At 70.5% G+C, this 14,740-nt stretch carries 13 protein-coding genes; 6 read left to right on the plus strand and 7 right to left on the minus strand.

Features of this window, described 5'->3' with window-relative positions; genetic code table 11:
* Window positions 1-98: 98 nt before the first annotated feature.
* From ABT342_RS28555 to ABT342_RS28565, 3 genes are read right to left on the minus strand one after another with little or no spacing between them, the layout of a single operon-like run.
* Window positions 99-866, minus strand: coding sequence for an amino acid ABC transporter ATP-binding protein (locus ABT342_RS28555; RefSeq protein WP_351579957.1), 768 nt, complete (start codon window positions 864-866; stop codon window positions 99-101).
* Window positions 863-1,807 (minus strand): amino acid ABC transporter permease, encoded by a 945-nt coding sequence (locus ABT342_RS28560; protein WP_351579960.1) that lies wholly within the window; start codon window positions 1,805-1,807, stop codon window positions 863-865. Before ABT342_RS28560 ends, ABT342_RS28555 begins: the two co-directional genes overlap by 4 nt.
* 44 nt (window positions 1,808-1,851) lie before the next feature.
* Window positions 1,852-2,823 (minus strand): ABC transporter substrate-binding protein, encoded by a 972-nt coding sequence (locus ABT342_RS28565; protein WP_351579963.1) that lies wholly within the window; start codon window positions 2,821-2,823, stop codon window positions 1,852-1,854.
* Window positions 2,824-3,344: 521 nt separating this feature from the next.
* On the opposite strand from ABT342_RS28565, the gene ABT342_RS28570 reads away from it, so the two are divergent.
* Window positions 3,345-4,547, plus strand: a complete 1,203-nt coding sequence (locus tag ABT342_RS28570; RefSeq protein ID WP_351579965.1) for an NAD(P)-dependent malic enzyme — start codon at window positions 3,345-3,347, stop codon at window positions 4,545-4,547.
* Window positions 4,548-4,634: 87 nt separating this feature from the next.
* On the opposite strand, the gene ABT342_RS28575 is transcribed toward ABT342_RS28570, so the two are convergent.
* Window positions 4,635-5,570 (minus strand): hypothetical protein, encoded by a 936-nt coding sequence (locus tag ABT342_RS28575; protein ID WP_351579967.1) that lies wholly within the window; start codon window positions 5,568-5,570, stop codon window positions 4,635-4,637.
* A gap of 285 nt (window positions 5,571-5,855) precedes the next feature.
* The gene (locus ABT342_RS28580; protein WP_351579969.1) at window positions 5,856-7,205 is read right to left on the minus strand and encodes a hypothetical protein; all 1,350 of its coding nucleotides are present in this window, start codon (window positions 7,203-7,205) and stop codon (window positions 5,856-5,858) included.
* Between the two features lie 182 nt (window positions 7,206-7,387).
* Between ABT342_RS28580 and ABT342_RS28585 the strand changes: the two genes are divergently transcribed.
* From ABT342_RS28585 to ABT342_RS28605, 5 genes are all read left to right on the plus strand, one after another.
* On the plus strand, window positions 7,388-7,987 hold the full coding sequence (locus ABT342_RS28585; protein ID WP_351579972.1) for a TetR/AcrR family transcriptional regulator: 600 nt from the start codon (window positions 7,388-7,390) through the stop codon (window positions 7,985-7,987).
* A 106-nt stretch (window positions 7,988-8,093) separates the two neighbouring features.
* Window positions 8,094-8,672 (plus strand): phosphoesterase, encoded by a 579-nt coding sequence (locus ABT342_RS28590; protein WP_351579975.1) that lies wholly within the window; start codon window positions 8,094-8,096, stop codon window positions 8,670-8,672.
* A complete protein-coding gene (locus tag ABT342_RS28595; RefSeq protein ID WP_351579978.1) occupies window positions 8,669-10,234 on the plus strand; it encodes an alkaline phosphatase D family protein in 1,566 nt (521 codons plus the stop codon). Before ABT342_RS28590 ends, ABT342_RS28595 begins: the two co-directional genes overlap by 4 nt.
* Before the next feature lie 204 nt (window positions 10,235-10,438).
* Window positions 10,439-11,404 (plus strand): zinc-binding dehydrogenase, encoded by a 966-nt coding sequence (locus ABT342_RS28600; protein ID WP_351579981.1) that lies wholly within the window; start codon window positions 10,439-10,441, stop codon window positions 11,402-11,404.
* A 64-nt stretch (window positions 11,405-11,468) separates the two neighbouring features.
* Window positions 11,469-12,848 carry a glycoside hydrolase family 5 protein gene (locus ABT342_RS28605; protein ID WP_351579984.1) on the plus strand — a complete coding sequence of 460 codons (1,380 nt, stop codon included), beginning with the start codon at window positions 11,469-11,471 and terminating at the stop codon, window positions 12,846-12,848.
* 77 nt (window positions 12,849-12,925) lie between these two features.
* On the opposite strand, the gene ABT342_RS28610 is transcribed toward ABT342_RS28605, so the two are convergent.
* Both ABT342_RS28610 and ABT342_RS28615 read right to left on the minus strand, forming a co-directional pair.
* Window positions 12,926-13,843, minus strand: a complete 918-nt coding sequence (locus tag ABT342_RS28610; RefSeq protein WP_351579987.1) for a PadR family transcriptional regulator — start codon at window positions 13,841-13,843, stop codon at window positions 12,926-12,928.
* 1 nt (window position 13,844) lies between these two features.
* Entirely contained in the window at window positions 13,845-14,696 is an 852-nt protein-coding gene (locus ABT342_RS28615) for a DUF4097 family beta strand repeat-containing protein (RefSeq protein ID WP_351579990.1), read from the minus strand.
* Between the last annotated feature and the right edge of the window lie 44 nt (window positions 14,697-14,740).

Consider the following 14,740-nt stretch of genomic DNA (forward strand, 5'->3'; position numbering starts at 1 on the left):
ACCCTCCGCACCTGCCGCACCCGCCGTGTCTCCGGCATACGAACAGGGCGGGTGCGGGGCCCGTGACGCGCCCCGCACCCGCCCTGTTCGGGTTTTGGCTACAGCACCTTCGACAGGAACGACTTCGTACGGTCGTGCTGCGGGTTCGTCAGGACATCACGCGGATTCCCGGACTCGACCACCACGCCGCCGTCCATGAAGACCAGCGAGTCGCCGACCTCACGGGCGAAGCCCATCTCGTGCGTGACGACGACCATCGTCATGCCGTCCTCGGCGAGGCCGCGCATGACGTCGAGGACGTCGCCGACCAGCTCCGGGTCGAGGGCCGACGTCGGCTCGTCGAAGAGCATCAGCTTCGGCTCCATCGCCAGCGCGCGGGCGATGGCGACGCGCTGCTGCTGACCGCCGGAGAGCTGGGAGGGGTAGTTCCCGGCCTTGTCGGCCAGGCCCACCCGGTCCAGCAGACGGGCGGCCCGCTCGCGCGCCACGGCCTTGGCCTCGCTCTTGACCTGGATCGGGGCCTCCATGACGTTCTCTATGGCCGTCATGTGCGGGAACAGGTTGAAGCGCTGGAAGACCATGCCGATGTCCCGGCGCTTGAGGGCCACCTCGCTGTCCTTGAGCTCGTACAGCTTGTCGCCCTTCTGGCGGTAGCCGACGAGATCGCCGTCGACGTACAGCCGGCCGGCGTTGATCTTCTCCAGGTGGTTGATGCACCGCAGGAAGGTCGACTTACCGGAACCGGAGGGCCCGATGAGGCAGAACACCTCGCGCGGGGCGACCTCCAGGTCGATGCCCTTGAGGACATCGACGTGGCCGAAGGACTTGTGGACGCCCTCGGCCTTGACCATGGGGATGGCGGTCATGCCGTGACTCCCTTCGGGCGACGCACCGAGAACACGCTTGCCTTGACCTTCTGCCAGGGGGTGGGCGGCAGGCTACGGCTGCTGCCGCGTGCGTAGTACCGCTCAAGGTAGTACTGGCCGACGCTCAGGACCGAGGTCAGGATCAGGTACCAGGCGGCGGCGAGGAACAGCATCTCGACCGGTGCGCCGGAGGTCTGGCCGATGTCCTGGGCGTAGCGCAGCAGCTCGGGGTACTGCACCGCGGCCACCAGCGAGGTCGTCTTCAGCATGTTGATGACCTCGTTGCCCGTGGGCGGCACGATCACGCGCATCGCCTGCGGGATCACGATCCGGCGCAGGGTCTTGCCGTGGCTCATGCCGAGGGCGTGGGAGGCCTCGGTCTGGCCCTCGTCGACCGCGAGCAGACCGGCCCGGCAGATCTCCGCCATGTAGGCGGCCTCGTTCAGGCCCAGACCCAGCAGCGCCGTCAGGAACGGCGTCATGAAGTCGGACCACTCGTCCTTGTAGAACGGTCCGAGGTTGATGTACTCGAAGACCAGGCCGAGGTTGAACCAGACGAACAGCTGGACCAGGACCGGGGTACCGCGGAAGAACCAGATGTAGAACCAGGCGATCGACGAGGTCACCGGGTTGTGCGAGAGCCGCATCACCGCGAGGAGCACGCCGCCGACGATGCCGATGGCCATCGACAGGACGGTCAGCAGCAGCGTCTGGCCGACGCCGTCGAGGATGCGCTGGTCGAAGAAGAAGTCCGGGACGACGCCCCAGTTGATCTTGCCCTGTGAGAAGGCGTAGACGATCGCGGCGAACAGCGCGATCGCGACGACGGCGGCGACGTACCGGCCGTAGTGCCGGACCGGGATGGCCTTGATGGCCTCAGGTCCGGCGGGTGGCGGCGGCGGTGCGTCCTCCGGGCCCGTCTTTTCGATGTCGACAGTCACAATGAGCCTTTCAGTGCCCGAGTCGGAGTCCTGACCGTGTGTGGTCAGGAGCCGCCGTTGATCTTGGCCTCGGTCACCGCGCCGGCGTCGACGCCCCACTTGTCGACGATCTTCTTGTACTCGCCGTTCTTGATGATCGCGTCGAGCGCGGCCTTGAGCGCGTCGCGCAGCTCGGTGTTGTTCTTGGCGACGGCGATGCCGTACGGAGCGGCCTCGACCTGCTCGCCGACGATCTGGAAGTCGTTGCCGCCGCCCGAGGTCTTCACGGCGTAGGCCGCGACCGGGAAGTCGGAGGAGCCGGCGTCCGCGCCACCGGCGCGCAGCCGGGTCTGGGCCTGCTGGTCGTTGTCGAAGGCCTCGATCGTGATCTTGCCCTTCTTGGCCTTCTCACACTTGGTGCTCTCGGCCTTGGCGAGGTCCTCGGAGACCGTGCCGCGCTGCACGACGATCTTCTTGCCGCACAGGTCGGCCCAGGTCTTGATGCCCTTGTCGTCGCCCTTCTTGGTGTAGATCGAGACACCGGCCGTGAAGTAGTCGACGAAGTCGACGCCCTCACCGACCTTCTTGCCGGTCTCGGAGTCGACACCCTCCTGGCGGTCCTTGGTGTCCGTCATGGCCGACATGGCGATGTCGTACCGCTTGGAGCGCAGGCCCGTGATCAGCGTGTCGAAGGTGCCGTTCTCGAACTTGAACGTCACACCGAGCTGCTTGCCGAGCGCGTCCGCGATGTCCGGGTCGATACCCACGGTCTTGCCGGAGCCGTCCTTGAACTCGACCGGCGGGTACGCGATGTCGGAGCCGACCTTGATCTCGCCCTTGTCGCGGATCGCCTGGGGGAGCATCTCGGCGAGCGGGGCGCCGGCCGCGTCGGGCGTCCGCGCGGCGCCGTTGCCCGCGGTCTGGTCGCCGCAGGCGGTCAGCAGCAGGGCGCCGGCGACCGCGATCGCGCCGGCCGCGGCGAGGCGGGACGTCCGGGTCCGCGCGGCGGTGGGGCGGTGGGTGGTGCTTGCGGTCATGGTCGGGTTCCTCCGGCGGGTGTGGGAGTTGCCAGTGGGCCGTGCACACCTCTTCGGGTGCCGCGACCTTGTGTGATTACGGCATCTTGCCATTCGGACGGGCGCAATCAGGGGGCCGCGCATGTCAAAATCGGATAACGGGTGACCCCCGAACCTCAACCATCCGGTCCACCGAGACCGGACCTTCTGTGGAGACACCTTCCTCCAGCCGGAAAATCTTCGGTGACTCTCGCGATGTGGACGGTTTCGTACCGTGGACGAGTGCGATGCGATGTCGTGCGGACTTGTCCCCATAGTCCGCTATGAGTCGCGTCACCGTGCGGATATCGACTCGTCGGCGGTGCCGTCTGTCCGGTAAGAAGGATCCTTACACCCCTCATCCGGGGCTCAGGGCGCGTTGTGCGGCGCGCCCGCGCGGACGTAACGGACGTCGAGTACGTAACGGACGCGGTGCCCGCCCACCCCTCCTCAACCAGGAGTGGCCACCCTCAACTGATGAAGACCTAAGGGGTCAAACGAAAATGGCAGCGGAGATCGTCAATCCTCGCAGCGACGTCGGGGAGTCCGGTCTGGACTTGGACCCGGCCTTCGCGCTGCACCGCGGCGGCAAGATGGCTGTGCAGGCCACCGTGCCGGTGCGGGACAAGGACGACCTGTCCCTCGCGTACACGCCCGGCGTCGCCAAGGTGTGCACCGCGATCGCGGAGCAGCCGGAGCTCGTCCACGACTACACCTGGAAATCGAAGGTCGTCGCCGTCGTCACGGACGGTACGGCCGTGCTCGGCCTCGGCGACATCGGCCCGGAGGCCTCGCTCCCCGTGATGGAGGGCAAGGCGATCCTGTTCAAGCAGTTCGGCGGCGTGGACGCGGTGCCGATCGCGCTCGCGACGACGGACACGGACGAGATCGTGGACACCGTCGTGCGGCTCGCCCCGTCCTTCGGTGGAGTGAACCTGGAGGACATCTCGGCGCCGCGGTGCTTCGAGATCGAGCGCAAGCTCCAGGAGCGCCTGGACATTCCGGTGTTCCACGACGACCAGCACGGCACGGCCGTGGTGACGCTGGCGGCCCTGCGCAACGCGGCCAAGCTGACCGGGCGGGGTCTCGGTGACCTGCGCGCGGTCATCTCGGGCGCGGGCGCGGCGGGTGTCGCCATCGCGAAGTTCCTGCTGGAGGCCGGCATCGGCGATGTCGCGGTCGCCGACCGCAAGGGCATCGTGAGCCGGGACCGTGAGGACCTCACGGCGGTCAAGCGGGAGCTCGCCGAGCTCACCAACCGTGCCGGGCTCACCGGCTCGCTGGAGAGCGCGCTGGCCGGCGCGGACGTCTTCATCGGAGTGTCCGGCGGCACGGTGCCGGAGCCGGCGGTCGCGTCGATGGCGAAGGACGCGTTCGTCTTCGCCATGGCCAACCCGAACCCGGAGGTCCACCCGGACGTGGCGCACAAGTACGCCGCGGTCGTGGCCACGGGTCGCAGCGACTACCCGAACCAGATCAACAACGTGCTGGCCTTCCCGGGCATCTTCGCGGGCGCCTTCCAGGTCCGGGCCTCCCGGATCACCGAGGGCATGAAGATCGCCGCGGCGAACGCGCTGGCGGACGTGGTGGGCGACGCCCTCGCCGCGGACTACGTCATCCCGTCGCCGTTCGACGAGCGCGTGGCCCCGGCGGTCACCGCCGCGGTCGCCGCCGCCGCTCGTGCGGAGGGCGTGGCGCGCGCCTGACGCCGCGAGCCATGATCGTGTACGGGCCGCGCCCCGCACCCTTCGGGGGTGCGGGGCGCGGCCCGTCGCGTTCGGCGGAGCGGGGCGTCAGCGGGAGGGCCAGTCCACCCGACGGCCGTCCCGCTCGAAGGTCTCCTCGACGGCCGCCCAGTCCTCGACCCACTCCCCGACGCAGTTGCTCTCCATCGCGGGATCGTCGGCCACGCGGATGGAGACTCCCGTGAGCTCCGCGGGCGGCTCCCCGAGCTCCTCGGGCTCATAAGGCGTCTCGGCCAGGTCCGCCTGCCGGTCCACCCGGAGGTACCGTCCCGCGCCCCGGCCCGCGACGATGCGCCCCACGACGCCGTAGTGCCGTGGGGCGGCCGCGTGCTTGGCGATGACGGCCGACCGGTCGAGGACCGCGTAGACCCTGAGGGAGGCTTCCGGCGCACCGGCGCTCCCCGTACCGCCCCGGTACCGGGCCACAGCAGCCGCCAGATACTCCCGCCCGACCTCGGACGCCGCCGCGCGCAGCGAGGACGGCGCGTCGGGCGACGCGGATCCGTCGCCCCAGGACGTGAGCGTCACGACGTCCCGGTTCTGCGCCTCGTCCTCCCTCTCCAGCAGATCGACGTCGCAGCGCTCGCCGAGTTCGCTCACGAATTCCCGTACCGCCAGGGAGATCTGAGAGGCCCCCTCGGGATTGCCCCACAAGAGGAATCCCAAGCCTGTCCGCAGCACATCGGTGCCTTCGGCGGCAATCGCCTCCGCCCCTTCGACCGGGCTTTCCGATGCCTCCTCGAGCAGTTCCCCCAGGGCGTCGTAGAGCTCGCTCACCCTTTCCTCATCCACCGGGCCGCTTTCCCACAGCAGGTCCAGCGCCTGGAAACAGGCTTCCGGAGCAGCCTCCGCCCCGGACTCCGCCGCGGCCCAGAAGAGGACTCCAGCCGTACGCTCCACACAAGCGGCCACGAATGCTCTGGCCCGGGCGAAGGACGCCGAGCAGGCAAAGGTCTCCACGCTCTTCGGCATTTCCCCGCTCACGCCACGTCACTCCGTCCCGCCTGCGTACGTCCAGGGTGCGCAGTGTAGGAGCCGTCCCTCACGCAGTGCCGGGGGGTAACTCGCCGCCGTCCGGGAACCAGAAGGTTCGCACACCCGCACCCTTGCCCGGCATCACGCCCCGTCGACCTTGCCGCCGGCGCTGTTGGTCAGAGGCCTGCACACCTCGAGGCACCCCTTCGCTTCGCATCCGCGGCCGCTTCGGCCTCGGACTTACCGGTCTTCCGGGCCTCGGCCCTCGCCCTGGCCGTGTCCATGGCCACCCGCTCATCGATGAGGGCTGCGTCGTTCCTGCCGGACCTGCTCGACGAGCCGGTTCACCTCGCCCACGGCCAGGGCTTGTGCGTCGATCTCGGCCCAGGCGCGGGTGGAGACCCGATAGGGGACCGGACTGCCGCCGGAGGCCCTGGACTGGGCCTCGGCCCGTGCCTTCTTCGTCGCCATCGCCGTCGCGAAGACCGGCCCGGCCGAGGGGACTCGGCAGGAAAGGTTTCCGGACGCGGAGTTGCCGTTGAAGCGGACGACGCTGGGCGGGGTGACGCACGAGCCGGCGGGTTGTCCGTCGACGGTCACGTCGGCCGTCATGACGGCGGTGACCGTGCCTTGGGTGATGCGGGCCTTGGCGGCGGTGGTCAGGGTTCCCCTGAAGTTCTCCCTGACGGTGCAGCCCGCGTTGCCGCAGTTCAGCGAGCCGCCGAGGTCGAGCGAGAACTTGACGTCGTCGTCCACCGCGTTGGCGAGCTGCTTGGCGTAGGCCTCCAGCGTGTCGTACATCCTGTCGACCGCCTCGCCCACGAGCGGCGACAGGTCCATTCCCGTGGAGTCGCCCTGGGCCAGCGGCCCGGTGGTCACCGGGGGGATGTCGGGCAGCGGAGCCGCCGTGTTGCGCAGCCGCTCGGCTAGATCACCCAGCTCGTACCGCTCCAGGCGCAGCACCCGGTGCGGAGGCTTCTTCGTGACCAGGATGCTGCCGGCGGAGGTGTCGGCCCGCAGTGCGGGCACCCCGTTGACGCTGGACGGTGGCGTGTCCGGGCTGCCCGGGCCGGGCAGCTCGGCCTGTGCGTCGAGGGCGCTGCGGAGTTGGGCCGCGAGCTGCGCCGGGGGCAGGAATTGCTGGAGTGTCTTGTGGCGGGAGCTGCTCCAGTACCCCCCGAAGGTCCACCTGCCGGGCCCTTCCGGTTTTTTCCCGTCCACGCCGGATGCCGGAGGCTTGGTGTCCCTCGTGTAGGTCTTGCCTCCGATCCGCAGGACCTCCATGTCGAGGCGCGAATCGGTGCTGCCGAACTGCGTGCCGGACGGAGTGACGGTGATGTCCCGACTCCAGAGGTCGGCGACGACCTTGTCCTGGTAGCGCAGGCCTTGGGCCGCCGCCAGGTCGCTCAGGGCCTGCTCGAAGGGTGCCCGGTTCTGCTGCGACGCCTTCGATGCCGAGTCGTCGGCATCCGTCCCGGTCAGTACGGCTGTGAGGCCGGCCAGTAACGCCAGGACCACCGCGCCGATGCCGCCGATCAGCACGACCTTCTTGCGGCGGGGCGGCGGCTCGGCGGAGGCCTGGGGCGGTAAGGAGGGCTGGGGCGGTAAGGAGGGCTTCGGTGGCGTGAATTCCGGTTCGGTCATGGCTCGCTCCCCTTGGTGGCCGGCGGTTCTCCGTGGCAGTAAGGCATGTCGTCATGTGCACGGCAAGGGATCGCCCAGGTTCCGACCAGGACTCGACCAAACGGCTTGAGATGTGAAGTTAATTTCTAGAAAAGCCTTTTAGATCAGTGCCCTGCCATACACTTGCGACATGGAGTCCGGCCATGTCGCCTAAGCAACACCGCGGTGCAGCGACCGCCGACTTGCTCCTGACCACCGCACTGAAGGTGTTCGTCGAGTCGGGCCAGCAGGGCTTCACCGTCAGTGCCGTCACGGCGGCCAGCGGAGTCAGCCTCGGCAGCCTCTACCACCACTTCGGCAGCTTCGACGGCCTCGCCGCCGTCCTGTACACCCGGTGTATGGAGCAGGAGTGCGACACGATGATCGCCGCGCTCAAGCGGTCCCGCACCGCACGCGGCGGTCTGCGCGCCTTCGTCCAGGCCTACCTGCGCTTCACCGCCGAGCACCGCGACATCGCCCTCTTCCTCCACGCCTCCGCCTACACCGGCTACCTGGCCACGCACGCCGAGGAGATCCGCGCCGCCAAGGCCGCCAAGATGGCGATCATCACCGACTGGCTGGGCACCCACATCGAGAAGGGCGAGATCGCCCCCGTCCCCGCCCCCGTGATCGAGGCCCTGGTGCTGGGGCCCGTCGCCGAGACCGCGCGCCGCTGGCTGTCCGACAGCGACGACTTCGACCTCGACCAGGCCGCACGCGCCCTGCCCGACAGGATCTGGCGCTCCCTGCGCTCCGGCCAGTAGTCCCCGCGTCCCGGCCGGTAAAGCGCCGACACCGACCGGGAGTTGTTCCGGTGGGTGTTTGCCGCGCGGTCTTTCCCGGTTCATCGGCGGCTGCTGGGATGCCCCCGTGAATCTAGTCATCAACGGCGATGCCGAGACCGGACCCGGTGGGTCCGCCGAACCGGTCGGGAGTGTGACCGGATGGAACGTACGGGAAGGGGCGCCCGCCCTGATCGCGTACAGCAACGGGGGCGGGTATCCGACCCCCGCGGATCCCGGTCCGCCCGCGCGAGGTAGCCGGTTCTTCTCCGGGGGCAACAGCCCGCGCACCGCCCTCGTCCAGGACATCGCCCTGCCCGAGCAGGGCACCACCGGGCGGCGGGCCGTGGACGCCGGGCGGGTGCGGTACACGCTCGCCGGATGGCTCGGCGGGTACGCCGCACAGGAGGACGGCGCCCGGCTGTCCGTGGAGTTCCGGGACGCCAAGGGCACCCCAGTGGCGCTGTCGGTGCTCGGCCCGGTGACGGCGGCCGAGCGTCAGTCCCGTACCGGACTCGTCGAGCGCACCGCGTCCGCCACCGTGCCGCCCGGCGCACGGAGCGCGCGGCTGCTGCTCGTGTTCACCCGTAGCGGTGGCGGGACCTCCAACGATGGTTACGCCGACGCCATATCGCTCACGCTGACCGCCCCGGGGGGACGCAAGTGACCAGGCTCAACCGACGCGATCTGCTCAAGGCCGCCGGCGCCGCCGGTGCCCTGAACGTCGTCTGGCCGCTGAGCGCCGGCCTCTCGCCCGCCCAGGCCCGCGAGGCCGCCGAGGCGCTCGGCGCGGACTACGAGCCCGCGCCGTTTACGCTCGGCGTGGCCTCCGGCGACCCGCAGCCCGGCAGCGTCCTGCTGTGGACCCGCCTCGCGCCCGAGCCGCTCGCCGCCGAGCAGCAGCTGCCCGAGATCGTGGAGGTCGACTGGGTCGTCGCCACCGACCCCCAGCTGCGGCGCGTCGTCGCCCGCGGCACCGCCCCCGCCTCCGCCACGCTCGGCCACAGCGTGCACGTCCCCGTCTCCGGGCTGAGTGCGAACACCCGGTACTGGTACGCCTTCACGGCCCTGGGCAGGACCAGCCGCGTCGGGCGGACGAAGACCGCGCCCGTCGGCACCATCGGCGCGGTCCGGTTCGCCGCCGCCAACTGCCAGGCCTTCCACGACGGCTTCTACGCCGCCCACCGCGGCATCGCCCGCGAGGACGTCGACTTCGTCGTCCACCTCGGCGACTACATCTACGAGCACGGCCAGGTCGGCGGCGTCCCCGCCGACCACGTACGCGACCACGAAGGCCCCTCGGTCTTCACCGTCGCCGACTACCGCCGCCGCCACGCCCTCTACAAGGGCGACGCCTCCCTGCGCGAGGCCCACGCCGCCCACCCCTGGTTCCTCACCTGGGACGACCACGAGGTCGTCAACGACTACTCCGGCACCGGCGGCGGCGCCCCCTTCATGCAGCGCCGCGCGGCCGCGTACCAGGCCTGGTACGAGAACATGCCGCACCGCGACGCCGGAGCCTCCGCGCTGCCCGACCCCGAGATCCACCGGACCCGCCGCTGGGGCGATCTGCTGGAACTCACGGTCCTCGACCTGCGCTCCTACCGCTCGGCCCAGAATCTCAGCCAGGGGACGATCCTCGGCGCCGGCCAGAAGGCATGGCTGAAGCAGAACATCGACCGCGCACCGGACACCTGGCACGTCTGGGCCAACTCGATCATGCTCAGCCAGCTGCGCGGCCGCCCCGGTGGCTCGTACATGTTCACCGACCAGTGGGACGGCTTCCTCGCCGAGCGCAAGGAGGTCCTGGGCCATGTCCACAGCACCGGCATGGAGGACCTCGTCGTCATCACCGGCGACTGGCACTCCGCCTTCGTCGACGACATCCGCCCCGACTACGACGACACCTCGTCGCCGGTCATCGGCACGGAGTTCACCGCGCACTCCGTCACCTCGGGCGCGTACTCCGCGAGCTGGAACGCCACCAACGGCCCGGTCATGGGCGCGGCCAACCCGCACCTGAAGTACTTCGAGGGCAACCGCTACGGCTACGACGTCTACGAGGTCACGCCGCAGCGCTTCAGCGCGCACATGCGGGTCATCGCCGACCGCCGCGATCCCCTCTCGCCCGTGACGACGCTGACCACGTTCCACGTGGACCGCGGCAAGGCCGGCTCGTACGAGGACCCGGCGACGAAGGGCTCCCCGGCGCAGTACCGGCGGGACTAGCAGCTGCGAGTGAGCCGAAGGGGCGCGACTGTGCCGAAAGGGAGACCGCGCGGAGGCAGCGAGGAGCGAGCGGCCGAGCACGATCGACCGTCGGCACAGGCTGAGGCGCCCCGGAGGAGAACCGGGCACGCCAAAGAAAAGGGGTCGTGTGTCACACCGGTGCGTGGTTCCGCCGCGCACCGGTGCCGCCCTATCGTCAAGGTCATGTTCGCCGCATACGCCGCACGCATCGATCGCGACCAGCCGCTGACCGGCCTCGAACTGGGCGAACGCCCGGCCCCGGAGGCACCCCCCGGCTGGACGGTCGTCAACGTCAAGGCCGCCTCCCTCAACCACCACGACCTGTGGTCGCTGCGGGGTGTGGGCCTGTCCGAGGACAAGCTCCCGATGATCCTCGGCTGTGACGCCGCCGGGATCGACGCGGACGGGAACGAGGTGGTGCTCCACTCGGTCATCGGACAGACCGGGCACGGCGTCGGTCCGCGCGAGCCCCGCTCGATCCTCACCGAGAAGTACCAGGGCACCTTCGCCGAGCAGGTCGCCGTCCCGGCGTGGAACGTGCTGCGCAAGCCCAAGGAGCTGTCGTTCGCGGAGGCCGCCTGCCTGCCGACCGCATGGCTCACGGCGTACCGGATGCTGTTCACCAACGCGGGCGTACGCCCCGGGGATTCGGTGCTCGTGCAGGGTGCGGGCGGTGGCGTCGCGACCGCGGCCATCGTCCTCGGCAGGGCGGCGGGGCTGCGGGTGTACGCCACCAGCCGCGACGAGGCCAAGCGCAAGCGGGCGGTCGAGCTGGGCGCGGTCGACGCATTCGAGCCCGGGGCGCGACTGCCGGAGCGTGTGGACGCCGTCATCGAGACGGTCGGCGCGGCCACCTGGTCGCACTCGGTGAAGTCGCTGCGCCCCGGCGGCACGCTGGTGATCTCGGGCGCGACGAGCGGCGACCGGCCCTCGCACGCCGAGCTGACCCGGATTTTCTTCCTGGAGCTGAAGGTCGTCGGATCGACGATGGGGACGAAGGACGAGCTGGAGGACCTGCTCGCCTTCTGCGCGGCGACGGGCGTACGGCCGGTGATCGACGAGGTGCTGCCGCTGGAGCGGGCGCGGGAGGGCTTCGAGAAGATGGAGTCCGGGGACCTCTTCGGAAAGATTGTCCTGACGAACTCTTGATGGACCGTCAGGTCCGCTGATGGGATCTCCGGCACTGGTCAGACGATCGTGCCGGAGGTCACCGATGCGCCGCGTTCTCGCTGTTGTCGCCTGTTCCGCCGTACTCGCCGTGGGTACGCCCACCCACGCCGCCGAGGGGCCGCCGGAGCACATACCCCGGCTGACCGACGACCGTGGGCGGGTCCTCACCCTGCGCGGCTGGAACGTCGAGGACAAGACCCACCGCGGTGAACAGGCCCTGTCCGCGATCACCGAGCGGCACTTCCGGGACATGCGCGCCCAGGGGTTCAACTTCGCCCGGCTGCTGGTCTTCTGGGACGACCTGGAGCCGGTGCGCGGCCGCTACAGCGAGGCGTACCTGCGCAAGATCGAGCGCGTGCTGGACTGGGCCGAGAAGTACGACGTCCAGGTCCTCATCGACGCCCACCAGGACGTCTTCGGGCCGGCCTTCGGGCACCGCGGCATCCCGCGGTGGGCGACACGGACGGACGGGCTGCCCTTCACCCCGCATCCGGACGACTGGTTCGCCGAGTACTTCGAGCCCGCCGTGCAGCGAGCGTTCACCCATCTCTACGAGGACGAGGACCTGAGGCGCGCCCAGGCGCGGATGTGGCGCGTGCTCGCCGACCGGTTCGAGGACCATCCGGCCGTCCTCGGATACGACCTGATCAACGAACCGATGGGCGAGCTGCGGGAGGGCGAGGACCTCCCGACGGCCGCCCGCCGCATCGAGCGCGAGCAGCTGACCGCGATGTACAACCGGCTCGCGGACGCGGTGCGCTCGGTGGACCGGGACAACTGGATCTTCGTCGAACCGACCCCGATCGTCGGCGAGGGCGTGCCGACCGGGCTCGGGAAGATCAAGGACCCGAAGATCGTCTACGCCCCGCACTTCTACAACACCGCGATGGAGGCGGGAGCCGACTACGACCCCGCCGCCGGCTGGGTCGAGTCGTACGAGGCCGCGGTCACCGCGTATCCGAAGGAGTACCGGGTGCCGGTGGTCGTGGGGGAGTGGGGGCCGCTGAACAACTCCCTGCCCAACATGGGCCGCTTCTACCGGGACGCGCTCGTCTCGCTGGGGCGCTACAGCTCGGGGTGGGCGGGCTATGTGTGGTGTTACGGGGGCGGGTACTGCGCGGTGGACGCGGAGGGCCGCTTCCGTACGAACAAGGAGCAGACGGCGGCGCCGTACGCGTCGGCGGTCGCGGGAGTGGTACGGGAGGAGGCGGGCAGCGCGGACGCGTACCGCCTGGTCTACGACGCCGCCCGCCGCGGCTCGCGCGTCACCGAACTGTCGCTGCCGCCGAGCCCGACGGGCTGGCGCGTCACGGTGCGGGGCGCCGGTCCGCGCCCGCGGACCTGGACCGACAGCGGCCCGGTCCGCATCCACGCCCTGCCGGGGGCCCGCGTGGAGGTGTCGGTGACGCGGGCCGCCGGATAGGAACGGGGACGGGGCGTCGGGCGGGGCCGGCTGCCGTCGACCGCTTCGGGGTGCGGCGTTCGCGCGGCCGCTCCCGGTCAGTCGGTGGGCTTCGGGTGGAACACGGCCGCGATGTGGGCCGCCGCCGTCGAGAGGTGGCGGCGGGCCTCGGACAGCTGGTCCGCCGTGACGCCGTGGTCGCGGGCCGCGTCGCGGATGTCGTCGCGGAAGCGGTCCAGCAGACGCTCCAGGTCGCGGGCCGGGTCGCCGGTCGCCGCGGTGTCATCGGCCCAGTCCGGGGCGGCGGCCGTGGCATCCGGTTCGGCCCGGGGCGGCCGGGCCGTCGTCGTACCCCGCGTCATGTTCCCCAGGCCCAGCTGCGAGAGCAGATCCGAGAGCCCGTCCCGCGTGAAGTGCCCCTGCACCTGGTCCTGGACCTGACGGGCGATCCGCTGGACCTCCTCGCGTGCCCGGTCCTGCGCCTCCTTGGCCTGACGGCGCGCGGCCTGGGCGTCCTCCCGGGCCCGGCGCGACTCGTCCTTGGCCCGGCGGGCCTGCTCCTTCCATTCCTGCTTGGCGCGGCGGAACTCGTCCTTCGTCGCCTGCCACGAGTCGTCGGGCCCGGCGCTGCGGCTCTGCGAGGCCGCGGCCCGCATCTCGCTGCGCAGCTGCCCCGCCGCGCCCCGCACGTCGTCGCGGATCTCGGCGGCGAGCTCGGCGACCGACTCGCGGATCTCCAGCTCCAGGTCGGCGAGTTCCCCGCTGCGGCCCGCCAACTCCTCCCTACCGGCGTCGGTGATCGAGTACACCTTCCGGCCGCCCTCGGTGGCGTGCGTGACGAGGCCCTCGGCCTCCAGCTTGGCCAGCCGGGGGTAGACGGTGCCGGCGGACGGCGCGTACAGCCCCTGGAAGCGCTCCTCCAGCAGGCGGATCACCTCGTAGCCGTGGCGCGGGGCCTCGTCGAGGAGCTTGAGCAGATACAGGCGCAGGCGGCCGTGGGCGAAGACGGGTGGCATGTCAGAGCACCTTCCCGGTGGGGGCGTCCGCGTAGGGTTCGTCCTCCCGCGCCGGGCGGCGCAGCAGGGCGATCGAGCCGGACACCGTCGTGGCCTTGAGCGTGCCGTTGCCCGTGCCGAGCGTGCCGGTGATCTTCTTGGCGCCCCACTGGCCTCTGACCCTCAGGTCCTCGAAGGCGTTCGACACGACCCCGGTGGTGGTGTTGGCCTCGACGCGCGCGTCCGCCGGGTGCGGCAGCCGGATCGCGACCTCGCCGGAGACGCTGGTGACGCGGATGTCCGTGGGTGTCCCGTCGAGGTCGATCACCATGGCGCCGCTGACGGACTCCGCCCGCACCGACGAGCCCGCGCCCTCGATGACGGTCAGATCGCCGGAGACGGAGTCGAAGCGCAGATCACCGGTGAGCGACTGGGCCTCCAGGCTGCCGGAGACGGTCTCGGCGTGGACCGTGCCGGAGAGCCCGACGAGGGTGGTGTCGCCGCTGACGCCGCGTACGTCCGTACGCCCGCGGATCCCGGAGACGACGGCCCCGGCCCCGACGACGCCGACCTCGACGGCCGCATCGGCGGGGACGGCGAGGGACACCACGGCGTGGTGCTTCCAGCTCTTGGGGTTGAGCAGGCTGAGGAAGCCCTTCCAGGGGAGGTCGTCGTACGCGACGGACAGCGTGGAGCCCGTACGCGTCACGATCAGCGGCGGGCCGTCGATCTCGGAGATCTCCAGGCGCGCGGAGCTCTCGTCGGTACCGACGACGTTCACCGTTCCGTTGGCGATGCGGACGCTGAGGGCCGTCACGGGCTCGTCGAAGGTGAGCTTCTTCGGCTCCGCGACCGTCCACGTCGAGTCTGGCATGGTGCTGACCTCCCCGGGCCTGCCCTGACGCAATATATCGCGTC

The organism is Streptomyces sp. NPDC000410 (assembly GCF_040300305.1).
In the GTDB taxonomy this organism is placed as follows: Bacteria; Actinomycetota; Actinomycetes; order Streptomycetales; family Streptomycetaceae; genus Streptomyces.

Coding starts and splice junctions, on each gene's coding strand:
- ABT342_RS28555 (WP_351579957.1), bottom strand. CDS start 866: ATGACCGCCATCCCCATGGTCAAGGCCGAGGGCGTCCACAAGTCCTTC.
- ABT342_RS28565 (WP_351579963.1), bottom strand. CDS start 2,823: ATGACCGCAAGCACCACCCACCGCCCCACCGCCGCGCGGACCCGGACG.
- ABT342_RS28570 (WP_351579965.1), top strand. CDS start 3,345: ATGGCAGCGGAGATCGTCAATCCTCGCAGCGACGTCGGGGAGTCCGGT.
- ABT342_RS28580 (WP_351579969.1), bottom strand. CDS start 7,205: ATGACCGAACCGGAATTCACGCCACCGAAGCCCTCCTTACCGCCCCAG.
- ABT342_RS28585 (WP_351579972.1), top strand. CDS start 7,388: ATGTCGCCTAAGCAACACCGCGGTGCAGCGACCGCCGACTTGCTCCTG.
- ABT342_RS28600 (WP_351579981.1), top strand. CDS start 10,439: ATGTTCGCCGCATACGCCGCACGCATCGATCGCGACCAGCCGCTGACC.
- ABT342_RS28605 (WP_351579984.1), top strand. CDS start 11,469: ATGCGCCGCGTTCTCGCTGTTGTCGCCTGTTCCGCCGTACTCGCCGTG.
- ABT342_RS28610 (WP_351579987.1), bottom strand. CDS start 13,843: ATGCCACCCGTCTTCGCCCACGGCCGCCTGCGCCTGTATCTGCTCAAG.
- ABT342_RS28615 (WP_351579990.1), bottom strand. CDS start 14,696: ATGCCAGACTCGACGTGGACGGTCGCGGAGCCGAAGAAGCTCACCTTC.